Source organism: Actinokineospora sp. UTMC 2448, from assembly GCF_024760565.1.
GTDB classification, from domain to species: Bacteria; Actinomycetota; Actinomycetes; order Mycobacteriales; family Pseudonocardiaceae; genus Actinokineospora; species Actinokineospora fastidiosa.
In genome coordinates, this window is sequence record NZ_CP031087.1 from 2,247,090 (window position 1) to 2,262,897 (window position 15,808).

The window sequence follows — 15,808 nt, forward strand, 5'->3', positions numbered from 1 at the left end:
TTTCGCGGTGCATGTGCGGCCCGGAACAGGTTCGCCGGGACGCGCGTGGCGGGCGAGGATGGTGCAGCGCTTGTCGGCGTCATCGACGCGGGGGCGTCCGCCGGCGCGACCCCGACCCGCCGCGCAGCGACACCTCGAAACACGTGCCGCCGGGCTGAAACCCCAGATCCCAGAACAAGCAGTCCATGCCGCCCAGTAGTAGCGGGCGCCCGCGGCCCGGTGGCGACCGCATCCGGCTTTCTCCCCGATCACTCTGCGGGCCCGCGTGCTGGGTCTGTCGACCCGCGCCGTGCCAGCAGGGCTCTGGGTGGTCGAAGGGGTGCGGTCAGGTGATCAGGATCAGGAGTGTGATGCAGGCGGTCAGGAGCAGGCCGAGCACCAGCACGGTGGGCAGGGGTGACTCGCGCTGGGGTGTCGGTCGGGGCCGGTAGTGGGTTGGCGGGGTGTCCGAGAGGAGGTGGTCGGGGCCGGGTCGGTGGTCGCTGAAGGAGGGGCCGCGCAGGTCGAGTCCGTTCTCGCGGGCGCTGGCGCGGATGCGGCTGCGGGCTCCGGCCAGGACGGGTTCGAGGGCGGCGGCCTGGGCCAGCAGTGCCTGCAGCGCGGTGTCGAACTCGGTGTCGAGGTCGCCGGTGAGGATCTCGGCGTTGAGGCGGGTGTTCTCCGCGCGCACCGCGGCCAGCCTGCTTTCCAGGCGTTCCAGCTCGATGCGTTGCTGATCGACCTGGGTCTGCAGGCGCTCCAGTTCGATATCGCGGGCGATCAGCTCGAGCTGTTGGCGTTCGACGGTGGCCTGCAGCGCGGCGATCTGCTCATAGGCGGCGGCCAGTTCCTCGCGGTGGTGCTCATCGCGTGCGCGCAGGATCCGCTCTGCTTGTTGTGCCCGGTGGCGTTGGGCGCTCACCTCTTGTTCGCGTGCGGAGAGTTCGGCCTGGGACGAGCGCACGGCGGCGTGCAGGTCGGTTGCCAGGCGCCGGGACCTGGCCTGCTCGCGGTGCAGGGCGGCGCGGAACTCCGTCACCCTGTCGCGCAGCCGCTCGACCGGTCCCTCGGGCCGCCCGTCCTTGCCGACGACGCGCTTGTCCTTGATCTTCTCGGCGGCCGCGGCCGCGGGCCGGTAGAGGGTGTTGACCCGACGTCGGGTCTGCGCCGGATCGGCACCGGTGGCCTCGGCATGCAGCACGATGATCCGCTCCACCAGGTCCGGATCGGGTGGGCTGCACTTGTCCCGTGGGGAGAGCTGATCGGAGATCCGCTGAAGATTGGGCCGCCACCCGCCCTGCCCGTCCGGAACGTGATACGGCGGGCGCTGCCCGGGCGGGCTGTCCGCGGCCATACGGGCCGCCACCTCCTGGCGGCTGAACCCGCCCGCCACGCACAACAGGTTCAACTCCGCCACCAGCGCCGCCAACTCCGGCGTCCACCCGCGCTCCCGACGCAGCCGCTCGGCGTCAACCTCCAGCGGCCGGCCAGCCGGACGCCGCTCCTCGCCGCGGCTCCACCCCCCGGCGCTGTAGGACACCCAACCCCCTTCTACCCCGTCCTGCCCGACACCCGGATGCCCTGATCACGGGCATTGTCCGCTGCCACGGTGGCCGGACAACCCCCCTGCCCTGACCCTGATGATCACACCCAGCGGCAGCTGGGACCAGCACCCAACCGGGCGCCCCTCCGACACCGCCAGGAGCCACGATGACGACCAACCCACAACCCCACGCGTGGACAGGTGACCCACCGCCCGGCCCGCCACAGACGTTGTCCGGTGTCATCGGGCACGCACTCAGCTCCTGGGGCATGACCACCCGCCTGGTGGTGGTCCTCGTCGTCTGCAGCGCCCTCGTCGTCGGCGGCCTGTGGCTGCTCGACGCCACCCTGACCGCAGGACCCGTCCAGATCACCCCCCGCCGCTAGGCCCAGGAACTTCGGCTCATCAACGGGGACAGGTCAAGCGGGGACGGCGCACCGGGCGAGACCGCCGGAACAGGTTCGCTGGCACGCGCGATGATCAACGGGTGACGAGTTCCCCGGTTCCGCAGCCCGAGCGCCCGCCCGCGCCGATGAAACCGCCCTCCACGCGGGCGGTCGCCGCCACGGTGGGCGGGGTCGTGGTGGTGATCGGCGGGCTGCTGACCCTGCTGTGGTCGCTGGTCGACGGCGGCTCCCCGCAGGCACCCACCCAGCTGGAGCTGGTGCGCATCGGGCTGACCGTCCTGCTGGGCACCGGCGGCCTGTTCGGCCTCTACCTGGCGTGGCGGCGGCAACGCTCCACCGAGATCGGCCTGGCGCAGAAGCAGCAGGACCAGGCCGACGTCGCCCGCGCCTACGAGCTGCAGCGCGAGAGCTTCGAGACCACCCGCCTGCACCAGGAACGGGTCGCCGCGGCCACCGAACGCGATGCCGAGGCCCGCCGGATCACCGACCTCTACACCAAGGCCGCCGACCAACTCGGCTCCGACAAAGCCCCGGTCCGCCTGGCCGGGGTCTACGCCCTCGAGCGCCTCGCCCAGGACCACTCCGAGCAGCGGCAGACCATCGTCAACGTCCTGTGCGCCTACCTGCGCATGCCCTACACCATCCCCACTGACCCACCCGAGAACGCCGACACCGAACAGCGCGCAGAACACCGCGAACTGGTGCAAGAACGCGAAGTGCGCCTCGCCGCCCAACGCATCCTCGCCCACCACCTCCGCCCAGGCCCCGGCCCAGACAACCCCGCCACCACCTTCTGGGCCGACACCGACCTCGACCTCACCGGCGCCACCCTCGTCAACCTCGACCTCACCGACTGCACCATCGGCACCGCTCGATTCCGCGGGGCCACCTTCACCGGCGCCGCCTTGTTCGACGGGGCCACCTTCACCGGAAACGCCTCGTTCCACGAGGCCGCCTTCACCGGCGACGCCTTGTTCGACGGGGCCACCTTCACCGGAAACGCCTTGTTCGACAGGGCCACCTTCACCGGCGCCGCCTGGTTCGACGGGGCCACCTTCACCGGCGCCGCCTTCTTCGACGGGGCCACCTTCACCGGAAACGCCTCGTTCCACGAGGCCGCCTTCACCGGCGCCGCCTTCTTCGACGGGGCCACCTTCACCGGCGCCGCCTGGTTCGACGGAGCCGCCTTCACCGGCGACGCCTTGTTCCACGAGGCCGCCTTCACCGGCAACGCCTCGTTCCGCAAGGCCGCCTTCACCGGCAACGCCTCGTTCCGCAAGGCCGCCTTCACCGGCGCCGCCTGGTTCGACGGGGCTACCTTCACCGGCAACGCCTCGTTCCACGAGGCCGCCTTCACCGGCCACGCAGTGTTCGACAAGGCCGGGTTGCCGGAGACCCGCTACGTGGATGACGAGACGCCATCGCCGTGGACGGACTTCTCCGGTGCGCGGTTCGAGAAGCGTGTGCCGCCGGAGGTGGAGCAGTTCGTGTCCCCGTCGTCGGCCGGGCCGGAGTCGTCTGGCGAGCGCGAGGGCGGGACCGGGTGATAATCCGCTGTATCACCCGGTTCTGTCGGTGTCCCCCGCTAGCGTCACGATCATGACGGCGGACGCTGGCACCAACACCCCTGAGTCCTTCGATGAACACCGCGCGCTGAGCAAGTTGTGGTTCGACGAGGTCATGGCGATCTACGACGTGGCAGAGGCACCCGCCGCCGAGGACTCCCCGTCCCGACCGGCCGAAATCGCTTCAGCGCAGCTGGCAGCGTTGCGCGCGCTGTATCACGAGATGCGGTGCGGACACGAGCTGCTGGCCGCGCAGTTGGCCGCGGTGGACAAGCAGACGAAGGCATTGCGGGAGGTCGCTTTCCAACTGGAGAAGGTGGCCTCGCATCTGGGCGACCGATGAGTACCGGCGCGGTCATCACCCTGGCGCAGGCTCCAGACCTGTTGGCCGGGTCGGCGGGGTCGCGCGCGAGTTGGTCGACCGAGCGGTGGTGGAGTTCCCCTCGGTGGTGGAGTTGCCGGAGCGCGAGCGGTTGCTGGTGTCGGCGTGGTTGTCGAGTCTGCGGTCGGCGCGGACGCGGCGTTCGTATCTGCAGGACGTGCGGGCATGGCTGGCCTGGTGCCAGGGGCGGGGCGTGGACGTGCTGACAGTAAGCCGCGTGCACGTCGACTTGTGGGTGTCGGGGTTGGCCGACGCCGGGGCGGAGGCGGCGACGATCTGCCGGCGGTTGTCCGGGGTCAGCTCGCTGTACCGCTACCTGGCCCGCCACGACCTCGTCCCCGGCAACCCCACGGTCGGGGTGGAGCGTCCGACGGTGGACCCGGATCACACCGCCACCGTGGGCCTGGACCGGGAGAGGCCCGCGCGCTGATCGCCCAGGCCGACGCGAGGAGTTAGGGGACGGGAGTACAGGGCGAACCCGGCCGCAGCGGCCCACACGACGAGCAGGCCGCCGACCGGCAGTCCACGCGACGGCGCACCGCCCCGGGGCGCGCCTGGGAGTGTTTCGCAGGTGCCCCGGGGCGGGTGAGGTGCGTGGTCAGAAGAGGTTCTTGATGTCGTTGATGCGGTCGGAGCCCCAGTCCTCGATGGAGTCCCAGTGGTGATCGACGATCCATCCGACACCGGCGGACACGACAAGGCCGGCTCCGAGGGCGATCCAGCCCGGCGGGCCGCTGACGCCGAGGGCAGCGACGATGGCGCCGTGCGTGATGGCCCCGGCGGCCCAGCTTGCGGTGCCGGTGGCGATGGCCCGGTCGGGTTCGGCGCCTTGGGCGATGGCGATGGTGGTGCCCGCGATGCTGAGCGCGCCGCCGGAGGCGCTGAACCCGGTCGCGAAGCGTCCCTTGGCGGTCGTGGTGCCGAGTTTGAGGGCGTCGCTGAGGTCGTAGGCGAGGGGGCGGCGGAGCTGCTGAATGTAGTGGTCGATGACGACGCCGGGCAGGCCTTTGCGGATGGTGTCGGTCAGGGCCTGCTGGGCGACGCCGTCGGCGGAGGTCACCATCGCGGCCGCGCTAGCGACGGTGTTGCGCAGCTTCGTGGCATTTGCCGCGTGCTCGCGGGTGGCGGTGGTGAACGTTCCGCGGAGCAGGCCCACGATCCGGTTGGGCATGGTCTTGAAGAAGAAGTCGAGAAAGGTCAGGTGCGGGTGGGCCACCCGGGCGAACTCGGCGTGGGCGTGGCGTTCGCGCTGCCGGGCGGTGGTGACCGCGGTGACGATGCCTGCGCTTGGGCCGCTCGCGGCGGGGTTGACCAGGGGCATCGGGAACTCGATGGTGTTGGAGGTGGTCACGTACCCGGCGGCGCGGGCGTCCTGGCGGGCTTGGTCGATTGTCGCGCGCACCGCCGCGATCTCCCTGGCGAGCACGCGCAGCGCGGCCCCGATGGTGCTCGCGGCGGTGTAGAGGTGCTCGGCCTGGTCGCCGTGGCCGCGCAGCTTCTCGCGGTAGCCGTCACCTGCGTCGCCCGGCCACACCGTTTCGGTCTTGGCGCGCTGGGCATGCATCGTGTCGCCGACGCGGTCGGCGCACTCGGCGAGCCGGATCAGCCAGTCCGCGCGGGAGTGCATCCCCTCGACTTGTCCGGAGACGACGGTGCCCAGGCTGTGCGAGGCCGGGGTGATTCCGGTCGGCGGAGCGAGCCCCGGAAGCGGTGCTTTCATCGGCACATCCCCCCGTTCCACTGAGCTCCCAGGTAGTTGGGTTGGGGGGTGCGAGGCCCGATGTCGGTTATCGCGCACAGCGACTCGATGTTGCGCTGCTCGGTGGTCGCGTAGTCCTCGGCGCAGACGCGCACCGTGCACTGCGTGCTGTCCAACTCCTCCAGCAGCGCGGTCGTGCCGATCACGATGTGGCCGAAGACGGTGTTGAGGATCGACGTGGAGGCACCCGCGTCGACGGTGTCGGTGGTGACCGTGTCGAGCCGCTCGCGCAGTTCCTCGCCCGCGGCGTCGACTGCATCGGCGATCACGCCCAGCTCCTGCAGATTGACCTTCGTCTGCCCACTCACGCGTCATCACCGCCCACTTGGCGCAGACTGGCCGGGAAGTGCGCGTTCCACGCCACCACGTCCGCGCCCACATCCACCTGCACGTCCTCCGCGCGCACCCCGACTTTCAGCTCCAACCACGGCTGATGCTTACCGCACCCGTCCACCAGGCGCTGCAGCGAGGAGTAGGCGAACATCGTCCGCAACCCGTCGACCTCGCGCACTTCCACGACCAGACCGTCCGCGCCAGGACGCACACGACGGCCCAGCACGAACACCGTGCCCTCGGTCAGCACCACCGACGACTCCTCCGCGCCCAACTTCCGCGGGTCGATCGGCTCCCACGTCGACCCCAACTCGCCTCCCGGCTTCGGTCCCGTCATCCCGCTCCTGCCTCTCGTCCCACCAATCCGATCGCCCCCGCGCTGACAGGCCCATCATGACCCGCGCCACCTCCGAGCAAACGCCACAGAAGGAACACCGAAGGAAGACTTAGGGTTACCGAAGGGTCACTAGGTATCACCGCTGCGCCTGCACGTCGAGCATCACTACCCACCGCAGTCAGAGCTTCTGACGCATCCCGTCGCATCGACACACCACAACCCCATAACCGCGACGACCCTTCACTATTCGCGACAGTGACCTGTCCGCACAACTTGCACACACAGTTACCAACGGCGTGAACTCGCCGCAGAGCGTGCGCGACCGAGGAATGGCCAAGAGTCACCCCGGGCTCCTTTTCCCTCTCTCCGGATCACCCGCGTGATCAGGCAACGCGTGCACCGGGTGGTGGTTCGCCGACCAAGAGGAGGATGGGCGGCGAAGCGGTGGCCATCGAGTCCAGGGACGTCGCCGAGGTCGTCCTGTTGTTGTTGCTGCTTGTCCGGGCGGGCTTGTGGAGTGCCCGGGTCGGTCGTGATCGTTGTCGGCGCTGCCTCGTCCTGGGACCGGTGTCGGAAGGGGGTTGGCGGGTGGGTTGGTGGTGGCGTCGGCGCAGCAAGGAGTTTGTCGACCCGCGTGTGGGTGGGGCGGGCGATCACGCGGTCCTGCCTGTACGTCTGCCGCGAGACCGACCTGTGCGGCCTCGGACACGAGCCGGTCGGGGTGCGTCAGGTGATCTCCTCGAAGGACACCGTGACCCGGCGTTCGTTGCCGTCGACCACCAGGAACCAGTCGTAGTCGTAGGGCACCTGCAGCGTCAGCGGGGTGAAGTCGTAGAAGCCGCCGTGGTACTCGTACTCCTCGTCCGCCTGGTAGGCGGCGAACTCCTCCGCGTCGACCAGGAAGACGTTCGCCGCCGACCCGCGCAGCGACACCTCGAAACACGTGCCGCCGGGCTGAAACCCCAGATCCCAGAACAAGCAGTCCATGCCACCCAGTAGTAGCGCACGCACGCTACCCGACGACGGCCAACCCAGGGTGGATCGGCAGGCCGTCGTCGGACCCCGCTCGCGGGCCGATCACGTGCATGCCTGATCATTCTCTGATGACAGACACTGAGGGTGACAGTACGAAGAAGAAGATCCCTCTTTGGGGCAAGCTGACCGCAGTGGTCGGAGCACTGGGTGTGGCCATAGCGGTAGTAGCCAACATCGACGGCGCCCTAAGCTTTGTCGAGCGGGTCCTCGGTTCGCAGAATCAGGCCACCACTACGGCGACCGCACCGGGTACGACGACGTTCCGGACGGTGGCGACCACCACCGTCGCCACCGAGGTCACGTCGTCGACTGTAACCACGAGCACGACGATCTCGTCCAGCACGGCTGCTTCGTCCACGCTTCCTTCCGTGTCCACAGGTCCCATCTCGCTGATCAACCTCGAGACCACCGAGGAACGCAGTGTCGACAGCACCGACGCCGTCACAATGAACGGGACGCTGCGCACGGACGCGATCTCGTTCAAGCTCGGCTGCTACGAGCCGCCTCAGGAGCACACCTACACACTGAGCCGCAAGTACCGCACGTTCACGGTGATCGTGGGGCAAGCAGACGACTCCAACGAGGAGGATCAGCTCGAGTTTGAGGTGCTGGTCGACGGCGAACGCGCAGCCTTGGCCGTCATCACCAAGGTGGGGGAGGAAAAGCAGCTGACCGCAGATCTTGCCGCTGGCCGCGACCGCGGCTTCCGCCTCACCATCCGAGCTAAGGGCTATGTCAACTGTGGCGCGAAGCAACGAGCGGTCTGGGCATCACCCACGCTCATACCATGACCATGACCATGACGCGGAGCAGGGGCAGGGCGGTCAGACGGGTCAGCAGGTCGTGGGGGCCGTTCACAGCGACCATGGGTCGTGGACGCGCACCGATCGGAGCCACAGGACAGCGCTGGGGATGCGCCATGATCAGTGGGTGACGAGTTCCCCGGTCCCGCAGCCCGAGCGCCCGCCCGCGCCGATGAGGCCGCCCTCCAAGCGGGCGGTCGCCGCCGCGGTGGGCGGGGTCGTGGTGGTGGTCGGTGGGCTGCTGGCCCTGTTGTGGTCGTTGGTCGAGGGCGGCTCGCCGCAGGCGCCCACCCAGTTGGAGTTGGTGCGGATCGGGTTGACCGTGCTGTTGGGCACCGGCGGGCTGTTCGGCCTGTACCTGGCGTGGCGGCGGCAACGCTCCACCGAGATCGCCCTGGCGCAGAAACAGCAGGACCAGGCCGACGTCGCCCGCGCCTACGAACTGCAGCGCGAGACCGCCGAGACCACCCGACACGACGCCGAGGCGCGCCGGATCACTGAGCTCTACACAAAGGCTGTCGAGCAGCTCGGTTCCGATAAGGCGCCGGTGCGGTTGGGCGGGCTCTACGCACTGGAGCGCCTGGCCCAGGACCACGGCGAGCAGCGGCAGACCATCGTCAACGTGCTGTGCGCCTACCTGCGCATGCCCTACACCCCACCCGACAACCCGCCCGTCCTCGACGACATCACAGACCCCGCTGTCCGCAAAGAGCTGATCGCGGAGCACCGCGAGCAGGTCCAGGAGCGCGAGGTTCGTCTCGCCGCTCAACGCATCCTCGCCCGCCACCTACACCCCGGCGACAATCCCGACAACCCCGTCGAGACGTTCTGGACCGGCATCGACGTCGACCTGACCAACGCCACCCTCACCGACCTCGACCTCAGCGGGTGCATCGTCCACACCACCTCCTTCCGGGGAGCTACCTTCATCGACGAGGCCTGGTTCAGCGGGGTGACCTTCACCGGCAACGTCATCTCCGCCGGGGCGATCTTCACCGGCTCCGCCATCTTCACCGAGGCGACCTTCGGCGGCGCCGCCTCGTTCCGCCAGGCGACCTTCACCGATGTCGCGGACTTCGACCGGGCAACCTTCACGCGGCAGGCGAACTTCGCCGGGGTGGCCTTCACCGACGTCTACTTCAGCGGGGCGACCTTCACCGGCAACGCCGTCTTCGGCGGGGCGACCTTCACCGGCAGGGTCGGCTTCGTCCGGGCGACCTTCACCCGCGGCGCTGTGTTCCGTGGGGCGACATTGCCGAGCACCCGCTACGCGGGCCGCAACACGCCGTCGCCGTGGACGAGACTCGAGGGGGCGCGGTTCGCGGGAGGTGTGCCTGCGGAGTTGGCGGAGTTCATGTCAGCGCCGGAGGAGGAGGCGGTGAAGGGCACCGTGGCCGGGTGATGATCCGTGGCCGCGCGCAGGCTGATCGGCTCGACCGAGCACGCGACGGCCGCCAACCTGCCGGTGCGGTCAACCTCGGCATGCCGATCATGAGTGACAGCAACACCTGGTCGGAGTGGCTGAGCCGGACATCTCCGGCTCAGCCGCTCCGGGTTCGATGAGCAAGCAGCGCTGCGACGCTACGACAGCACGTAGCTGAGCAACGCCAGGCAGAGCAGCACGGTTGCAGCGAACGTGCTGGCAGCGGCCACGATGGCCAGGCGCAGCCCCTGGGTGGGCTTCGTCAGGACCGCCGCTACCACCGCCATCGCCAAGCCCAGCAGGCATGCGATGAAGGCGGTGAACACCTTTATGATCACCGGGTGGGCCAACACCTCCGGCGCGTTCGTCCTGTCGGTCAAGACCGCAGGTTCCGCGAGCCGGAGGGTGACGTCGATCAGTAGGTTCAGATAGGCGCTCATCGCCTGGTCCTTCCGATGGCTCGAAGACCAGGGGTGACCGTGCCCTTGCAGCGCCCTCGTCGGCGGCGCACAGCTCAACCCCGCTCCCTGTCAACAACGGTTGACGAGGGCGGGCCGGCCTACGCCTGCAGAACGCAGGGACTGACGATCAGAGGATCGTCCGGGAACCCGAGACGACGCAACCGGCGCCTACCGACGGAAGTGCCCGCGCCCGATCGAGGCGACTCCGGCAGAACGAGCAACGAGAGCAACAACGAGAGCAACGCGGGGAAGCTGCCGATCGACCAGCTCCACAGACGAGCAGGCTGCCCATCCACACGACAGCGACACCACGTAGGTCGTCGCCGCTCGTCGTTCACAGCTCGATCTTATCCAGCCGTAGTCCAGTAGAGGAACCTGCGGGACCACGCGGTGATCCCCGAGCCGTGCGGGCGGGGGCGCACGGGCGAGTCGGCCGCGATCACCGCTCCCGACCCATCCGCGCCGAGCACCGCCACCACGACGTCGCCCCGCTCGCCCCCGCCCCGTCGAGGGCACCCGCCTGCTCAAAGCCACCGGCCGCGCCCCTCAGCGACCGTCTCCCTGTGCTCGCCAACGTCATCCGGTGACGACGGGCAGGCGACGGAGGCCGAGGGCGGCCGTCCCACTGGGGGCCGGGTGAGCCCGCGGGCGGAAGGCAGGTCAGGTGCCCACGTCCGCCCAGTTCTTGGCGGACGTGCGCGGCGACGGCGCGGTGGTAGGAGGCCGGTAAGTCGTGCGAGGGCGGGGCCGTCGGCGTCGACCCGGGGGACCGCCAGCACGGGCCGGTCCTCGGACGGGTGCCCGGCGAGCACATCGGCGAGGTCCCGAAGGTCAGGGTCGCCGTCGAGGTCGTCGGTCACGCGGCGAACGGCGGGGTGACATCGTTAGCCATTAGGTGTTCGAGCAGGGTAGGGCCGACGGCACAGACACCCAGCGACGCGACCTCGCCCCCGACAAGTACCGGGGTCTGCGCTGGTCGCATGCGTTTTCGCTGTCCAGATCCGGCGCGTCACGTCCTGCAACGCCTTCTGCACCAACGGGTTGGTGTGTTCCAGCCGACCGATCGCCAACTGGTCTGCGGTGGCTTCCAGCACGCAGGCGGGGTCGCCCTTGGCGCACAGTCCTTCCCACACCACGATCCGTGCACCGGTCATGCCCAGTCGGTCGACGGTCTCGGCCAGCAACGGCAGCACGCGCCCCAGTTCCTCCGGCGCTGCTTCGGCGGCGTCCTGCCAAATGCCGGGCATCTCCTTCGTACCGACGTGCTCGGCGCAGCCGTCGTACTCGTCGCCGGCGATCTTGGCGGTGATCGGCACCCAGCGTTCGCGGTTTGACAGCCGCAGCTCGAACCGCCAGGTCAGATCCTCAGTGGTCGACACGAAAACACCTCATCGCAATGGTCCACCAGTGTACTGATCCACCAGTGACTCTGAGCGGATGGGGCGGGCCGACCGCGAACCCCTTCTCCGGTTACGTGCCTGTTGTGTGAGAGACGTTTTGGGTTTGGGTGGCCACCAGTCGCTTCCGAACGTCGCGGGCAGTGAGTCGGGGGATGCCGGAGCGGGTGGTAGTGGGGGTGGTGAACGCCTCTTCCAGCACGAGTCGGTCGAGTAGGGCATAGACGCTGAGCGGTTCGGCTGGCTGGTCGGTGAGGTGATCGCGCACGGGTGTGGGGACGGCGGAGGTGGGCGGAATAGAGGGCGTCACGGCGAAGAGGGCGTTGCGGCCGCGGCGTTCGATGTGGGCGCCGCGCAGCAGGGTGGGCAGGTAGTCGCCGGTAGCGGGCCAGCAGCGCCGGAGGATGTGGCCGGTGGCGGTGCTGGGCAGCGTGCCGGTGCGGACGAAGCCGCTGATCTCGCAGGCGTGCTCGGACTGATCGGCGCCTCCATGGGGCATGCACCGGTCCGGACACAGGAGGCTCCCGATGGCGACCGACCGGACAGCTTCGACACAGGACCTGCGTGGACAACGAGGACGAGTGGCTGCCCGCCGAATCGGACGTGTGACCAAACCGCTGGATAAGCCGGACGGTGGCCTGGGAACTCCCTCGTAGACGTGGGGCTGAGCCTACCCGGGCGGGGCCTTCGGCGACCGGCTTGACACGCTTGTCGGCATCCCAACGAGATCGGCGAACAGCCTGCAAGCGGATGGGTGCGCGGCCCGATCTGAGCGCCATGGGAGACTCGGTCCGTGTCGTTCAGCAGCCCGCCGGAGATTCGAACACTGCGTGAACTCAAGTTCGTTCTGGCACCGCTGGGCTATGACGTATCGCAGAAAGTTCGTCTGCTGGATTGTGTCATGGCAGCGGCGCAGAACCCGGCCGCCACAGTGCCGGTAGGGACAATGCTCGGTGATGTACTGGTTCCGGCCTTGCGTCAACTGGCAGGGCCGTTCGCGAGGGACCACCCATGGCTTCGGCCCGGGGACTGGCCGTATGCGTTTAGCGCACACCTCGATTTCGTCGTCCACGACCGCTTGGATGGCGAGAATCCGACACATCCCCTGTTCGCCGTCGAGTTCGACGGACGAACAACGCACTCAAGCGCGGAGGCTACGGTACGGGATCTGCGGAAGAACCGGCTGTGTGCCGCCTCAGGCCTCCCCTTGATACGTATCGGGGAAGAGTTCCTACACAAGCGCGAACACCTCTCGACGATCGCCTGGCTAGTACAGCTCTGGGCTGCCCATCGAGAAGAAATGCCGCAGCTCATTGCCGACCGTGACGCCGATGTAGCTCAGATGGCTCCGGCAGAGCGCGACAACCCATTCCTGTTGGGCGAACACCCAGAACTGGACGTAAACCTCGTCTTCGCGGCTCAGCACCGATTCCCGGCTGTCACTCGTCTTGCTCACCGCCTCGCAGCCGAGCACGGGTTGGCCTGGCCCTGGGTGGGCGCGCACCCCACCCACCCCCGCGAGACACCGTGGACTGCGGCGTGGTTCTCTCTCCCGGTGCCAGCCCTAAACTCCGGCATGATCGAAACGTGGACGTGCGAGGTTATGCTGCACGGCCCGCGCGGTTACGCGAAGTCGTTCATCGGGCGGGCCTACGTTCGCACTGGCTACCCCCTCGACGAGGGCGAGCCCGACGACAGCTGGGACCAGATCATGCGAGCTCGACTGCCCTGGCTTCCAGCCGGGCCCTGGACCACGGCACCTTCACTTCTAGGTGCAGCTCTCAGTACCCATAACGCCCTTGTAGAGGTCGGCTACGCGATCAAACGGCACAGATAGCGACCTCCACCCTCCCGACCACCGGCGCCCCAGCCAGGCGTCCGTCACCCATCGCCGCTCCGGTGCTGCAATCAACCGTTGGCGATGCTTCTAACACCCGATAGGGCTGCGGTGCTGTGCGCGTCGTTACCGGTTCTCAGCCGTTCGTGCTGGTAGGGCTCACCCTGCAGGCCAGGTAGTTCGAGAGCATGGACAGAAAGAGGACGGGCAAGATCCGCCGCCTCGTCCTGGTCGCGGTGTTGGCGGCGGCGGTGCTGGTCGGGATGGGTCACGCGTGCAGGTTTACGTCGTCGGTCATGCAATCCTGGCCGGACCGGCTGCGCAGGCAGTCACCGTGAACGCTTGTGTGGACCGCTCGTACGCCCTGCGGAACTAGCGGGTGGTCACTCACACACCTGGTACTACAACGGCGCGGGCGCCCCGGCCGCCGTGGCGGGCACCGCGCTCAACGCCATCACCAGCGCGTCGAACACCGTCGCGAAGGGGCTCAACCGCTGCGGTCTGCCCGCGGATCTCCCGACGGTCTACCAGTACGCGGGCGCGACCACCGCCAAGGCGCAGATCTCCGCGGAGGCGACGTGCACCGGCAACGACGGACGCAGCGTCACCAGTTGGGGCGCGCTGCCGCCGAAGTACCTCGGGTACGCCTGCACCTACTTCCGGTCCAACGGCACGGTCCTGGCCGCCGACGTGCTCCTCGACAACGTCGCCAACGCCTGGTTCACCACGCTGCCCGCCAACTGCCGCCTGGCCTACGACCTGGAGACCACCGTCGCCCACGAGCGCCTGCACACCGCCGGGCTCGCCCACGTGGACCAGGCCACCAGCGCAACCCAGACGATGGCCCCGTCGAGCAGGCCGTGCGACACCTCGCGCAGGCTGCTCGGCGCGGGCGACCACGCGGGCCTCAAAGCGCTCGCCGCCCGATGAAGGAGGCACCCATGCTCGCCGCACCGCTGGCCGCCGTGATCGCACTGCTCCCGGTGGCCCCGCCTGCCGCGCCCGCGTCGGTCGCGGGCGCGGTGTACGCCGACGACAACAACAACGGCACGCGGGACGCGGGTGAGCCGGGCATCCCCGACGTGCCCCTCACCCTGTCCGGCATCGGCGCGGACGGCGCCCCGGTCGATGTGATCACCGCCAGCGGGCCCGACGGCTCCTTCGCCTTCCCCGGCCTCGGCCCGGGCACCTACGCCGTCGTCGAGACCCAGCCCTCGACTACCTCGACGGCCGGGACCGGGCGGGCACGGCGGGCGGCATCGCCGTCCCGTTCGACTCGATCACCGACATCCCGCTGCCCGCGGGCGCGTCCGCCACCGGCTACACCTTCGGCGAACTCGTCCCCGCGGCCCTGTCCGGCCGCGTCGCCGACGACCGCGGCAGGCTGATCCCCGCGGCCACCCTGACCCTCACCGAGCCGGACAGCACCACCCGGACCGCCACCACCGACCGGCTGGGCCGGTTCACCTTCACCATGCTGCGGCCCGGCAGCCACCACCTGGCGCAAACCCAGCCCACCGGATACGGCGACGGCCCCGACACGCCCGGCTCGGCGGGCGGCGCCGCCGCCGGGGACACGATCAGCGGCATCGCCATCACCCCGGGTGCCAGGGCCGACGGCTACCTGTTCACCGAGACACGCGTCATCCTTCAAACAATCCCTCGATGAGCAAATGTCACCTCGAATCTGGCGCCACTCGATGGTCCGCGGCCTGCAGCGGCGCGCCGACACACCACCGCCAGCCCCCGAGCCCGGTACCACCGCTGCTGACGACGACAGCGCCACCGCCCGCGCCGAGCTGGCCGCCCTCACCGTCCCCTCCTTCGAGCACCCCGAGCACCTTGCCACCGCCCTGGCAGACGCGCGCCGCCACTTCCTCCTTGTCACCCCGCACCTGCGCACCGCCGTCATCACCGACGTCCTGATCGGACGGCTGAAAAACCTGCTTCGCCGCCGCGACATGACCGCCCGCATCGCTTTCGGACTCGGCCGCTCCGACCACGATCCTGAGGCGCTCAACCGCCTCCAGCGCCTGGCCGACACCCACCACAACCTCACCCTCGTGCGCGTCGACGAACCCCTCCCGCACGACCTGATCTACGACGACACCTGGGTCAACACCAGCTTCGATTGGCTGTCCTACCGCGGCGGCCCCGCCCGGGTGTACCGCCGAGAGGAAGGAACCCTCATCCGCGCAGCCGCCGCGGTCGACGACCGACACGCCACGTGCGCCGCGATCATCGACGCAGCGATCACCACCCACCATCCGTAGCTCACACCGCGGGCGACGGGCGCCCGTTCCCCTGCGCGCCCGCCGCCGGCCTGATGGTGGCTGACCTGTTCGTGAGCTAGAGGCCACGTGTCGTCTGGAATCCACCGGGCGGCTGGTGCCGTTACTGCTGGCGCTGCTCTTCCTCGTCGGCGAGCACGTCCTGCGCCCACCGCCGCGATGAGCGGATCATCCGGGCGACCTCGGTCAGCCCGTGGCCTGCGATTGCCTCGGCGCGTTACCTCGGAACCTCAAGCGTCCTAGGCACCGTCGGTGT

The 15,808-nt window shown here is 69.2% G+C and carries 19 protein-coding genes and 1 pseudogene; 12 read left to right on the forward strand and 8 right to left on the reverse strand.

Features of this window, described 5'->3' with window-relative positions:
* Positions 1 to 325: 325 nt before the first annotated feature.
* On the reverse strand, positions 326 to 1,408 hold the full coding sequence (locus tag Actkin_RS10715) for a hypothetical protein (protein ID WP_258906920.1): 1,083 nt from the start codon (positions 1,406 to 1,408) through the stop codon (positions 326 to 328).
* 601 nt (positions 1,409 to 2,009) lie between these two features.
* On the opposite strand from Actkin_RS10715, the gene Actkin_RS10720 reads away from it, so the two are divergent.
* From Actkin_RS10720 to Actkin_RS10730, 3 genes are all read left to right on the forward strand, one after another.
* Complete coding sequence (locus tag Actkin_RS10720) at positions 2,010 to 3,476, forward strand: pentapeptide repeat-containing protein (protein WP_258906921.1); 1,467 nt, start codon at positions 2,010 to 2,012, stop codon at positions 3,474 to 3,476.
* Positions 3,477 to 3,528: 52 nt separating this feature from the next.
* A complete protein-coding gene (locus tag Actkin_RS10725; protein WP_258906922.1) occupies positions 3,529 to 3,837 on the forward strand; it encodes a hypothetical protein in 309 nt (102 codons plus the stop codon).
* A gap of 88 nt (positions 3,838 to 3,925) precedes the next feature.
* On the forward strand, positions 3,926 to 4,306 hold the full coding sequence (locus Actkin_RS10730; protein ID WP_258906923.1) for a site-specific integrase: 381 nt from the start codon (positions 3,926 to 3,928) through the stop codon (positions 4,304 to 4,306).
* A 168-nt stretch (positions 4,307 to 4,474) separates the two neighbouring features.
* Here Actkin_RS10730 and Actkin_RS10735 read toward each other — a convergent pair whose 3' ends face one another.
* From Actkin_RS10735 to Actkin_RS10750, 4 genes are all read right to left on the reverse strand, one after another.
* Positions 4,475 to 5,596, reverse strand: coding sequence for a hypothetical protein (locus Actkin_RS10735; protein ID WP_258906924.1), 1,122 nt, complete (start codon positions 5,594 to 5,596; stop codon positions 4,475 to 4,477).
* Positions 5,593 to 5,943 (reverse strand): hypothetical protein, encoded by a 351-nt coding sequence (locus tag Actkin_RS10740; protein ID WP_258906925.1) that lies wholly within the window; start codon positions 5,941 to 5,943, stop codon positions 5,593 to 5,595. The genes Actkin_RS10735 and Actkin_RS10740 overlap by 4 nt, the downstream gene beginning before the upstream one ends.
* Entirely contained in the window at positions 5,940 to 6,221 is a 282-nt protein-coding gene (locus tag Actkin_RS10745) for an SAV_915 family protein (RefSeq protein WP_258906926.1), read from the reverse strand. Before Actkin_RS10745 ends, Actkin_RS10740 begins: the two co-directional genes overlap by 4 nt.
* An 810-nt stretch (positions 6,222 to 7,031) precedes the next feature.
* Positions 7,032 to 7,292 carry a DUF1883 domain-containing protein gene (locus tag Actkin_RS10750; RefSeq protein WP_258906927.1) on the reverse strand — a complete coding sequence of 87 codons (261 nt, stop codon included), beginning with the start codon at positions 7,290 to 7,292 and terminating at the stop codon, positions 7,032 to 7,034.
* Between the two features lie 116 nt (positions 7,293 to 7,408).
* Between Actkin_RS10750 and Actkin_RS10755 the strand changes: the two genes are divergently transcribed.
* Both Actkin_RS10755 and Actkin_RS10760 read left to right on the forward strand, forming a co-directional pair.
* On the forward strand, positions 7,409 to 8,131 hold the full coding sequence (locus Actkin_RS10755; protein WP_258906928.1) for an NPCBM/NEW2 domain-containing protein: 723 nt from the start codon (positions 7,409 to 7,411) through the stop codon (positions 8,129 to 8,131).
* 139 nt (positions 8,132 to 8,270) lie between these two features.
* Complete coding sequence (locus tag Actkin_RS10760) at positions 8,271 to 9,545, forward strand: pentapeptide repeat-containing protein (RefSeq protein ID WP_258906929.1); 1,275 nt, start codon at positions 8,271 to 8,273, stop codon at positions 9,543 to 9,545.
* Between the two features lie 179 nt (positions 9,546 to 9,724).
* Here the strand turns inward: Actkin_RS10760 and Actkin_RS10765 are convergent, their stop codons facing one another.
* The 3 genes from Actkin_RS10765 to Actkin_RS10775 form a co-directional block, all read right to left on the reverse strand.
* Entirely contained in the window at positions 9,725 to 10,006 is a 282-nt protein-coding gene (locus Actkin_RS10765; protein WP_258906930.1) for a hypothetical protein, read from the reverse strand.
* A gap of 905 nt (positions 10,007 to 10,911) precedes the next feature.
* Positions 10,912 to 11,406: a hypothetical protein gene (locus tag Actkin_RS10770; RefSeq protein ID WP_258906931.1), complete on the reverse strand. Its 495-nt coding sequence runs from the start codon at positions 11,404 to 11,406 to the stop codon at positions 10,912 to 10,914.
* 91 nt (positions 11,407 to 11,497) lie between these two features.
* On the reverse strand, positions 11,498 to 11,923 hold the full coding sequence (locus tag Actkin_RS10775) for a hypothetical protein (RefSeq protein ID WP_258906932.1): 426 nt from the start codon (positions 11,921 to 11,923) through the stop codon (positions 11,498 to 11,500).
* Between the two features lie 294 nt (positions 11,924 to 12,217).
* Here Actkin_RS10775 and Actkin_RS10780 point away from each other — a divergent pair, with 294 nt between their 5' ends.
* The 7 genes and pseudogenes from Actkin_RS10780 to Actkin_RS10805 all read left to right on the forward strand — a co-directional run bounded on the left by Actkin_RS10780 (position 12,218) and on the right by Actkin_RS10805 (position 15,534).
* Positions 12,218 to 13,261, forward strand: coding sequence for a DUF2726 domain-containing protein (locus tag Actkin_RS10780; RefSeq protein WP_258906933.1), 1,044 nt, complete (start codon positions 12,218 to 12,220; stop codon positions 13,259 to 13,261).
* A 188-nt stretch (positions 13,262 to 13,449) separates the two neighbouring features.
* Entirely contained in the window at positions 13,450 to 13,599 is a 150-nt protein-coding gene (locus Actkin_RS10785) for a hypothetical protein (RefSeq protein WP_258906934.1), read from the forward strand.
* Between the two features lie 4 nt (positions 13,600 to 13,603).
* The gene (locus Actkin_RS10790; RefSeq protein ID WP_258906935.1) at positions 13,604 to 14,191 is read left to right on the forward strand and encodes a peptidase M10A; all 588 of its coding nucleotides are present in this window, start codon (positions 13,604 to 13,606) and stop codon (positions 14,189 to 14,191) included.
* A gap of 11 nt (positions 14,192 to 14,202) precedes the next feature.
* Complete coding sequence (locus tag Actkin_RS10795) at positions 14,203 to 14,649, forward strand: SdrD B-like domain-containing protein (RefSeq protein ID WP_258906936.1); 447 nt, start codon at positions 14,203 to 14,205, stop codon at positions 14,647 to 14,649.
* A 14-nt stretch (positions 14,650 to 14,663) separates the two neighbouring features.
* A pseudogene (locus tag Actkin_RS32715) lies at positions 14,664 to 14,708 on the forward strand (hypothetical protein); the annotation flags it as partial.
* Between the two features lie 27 nt (positions 14,709 to 14,735).
* Entirely contained in the window at positions 14,736 to 14,930 is a 195-nt protein-coding gene (locus Actkin_RS10800; RefSeq protein ID WP_258906937.1) for a hypothetical protein, read from the forward strand.
* A gap of 4 nt (positions 14,931 to 14,934) precedes the next feature.
* Positions 14,935 to 15,534 (forward strand): phospholipase D-like domain-containing protein, encoded by a 600-nt coding sequence (locus Actkin_RS10805; RefSeq protein WP_258906938.1) that lies wholly within the window; start codon positions 14,935 to 14,937, stop codon positions 15,532 to 15,534.
* The last annotated feature ends 274 nt before the right edge of the window (positions 15,535 to 15,808 follow it).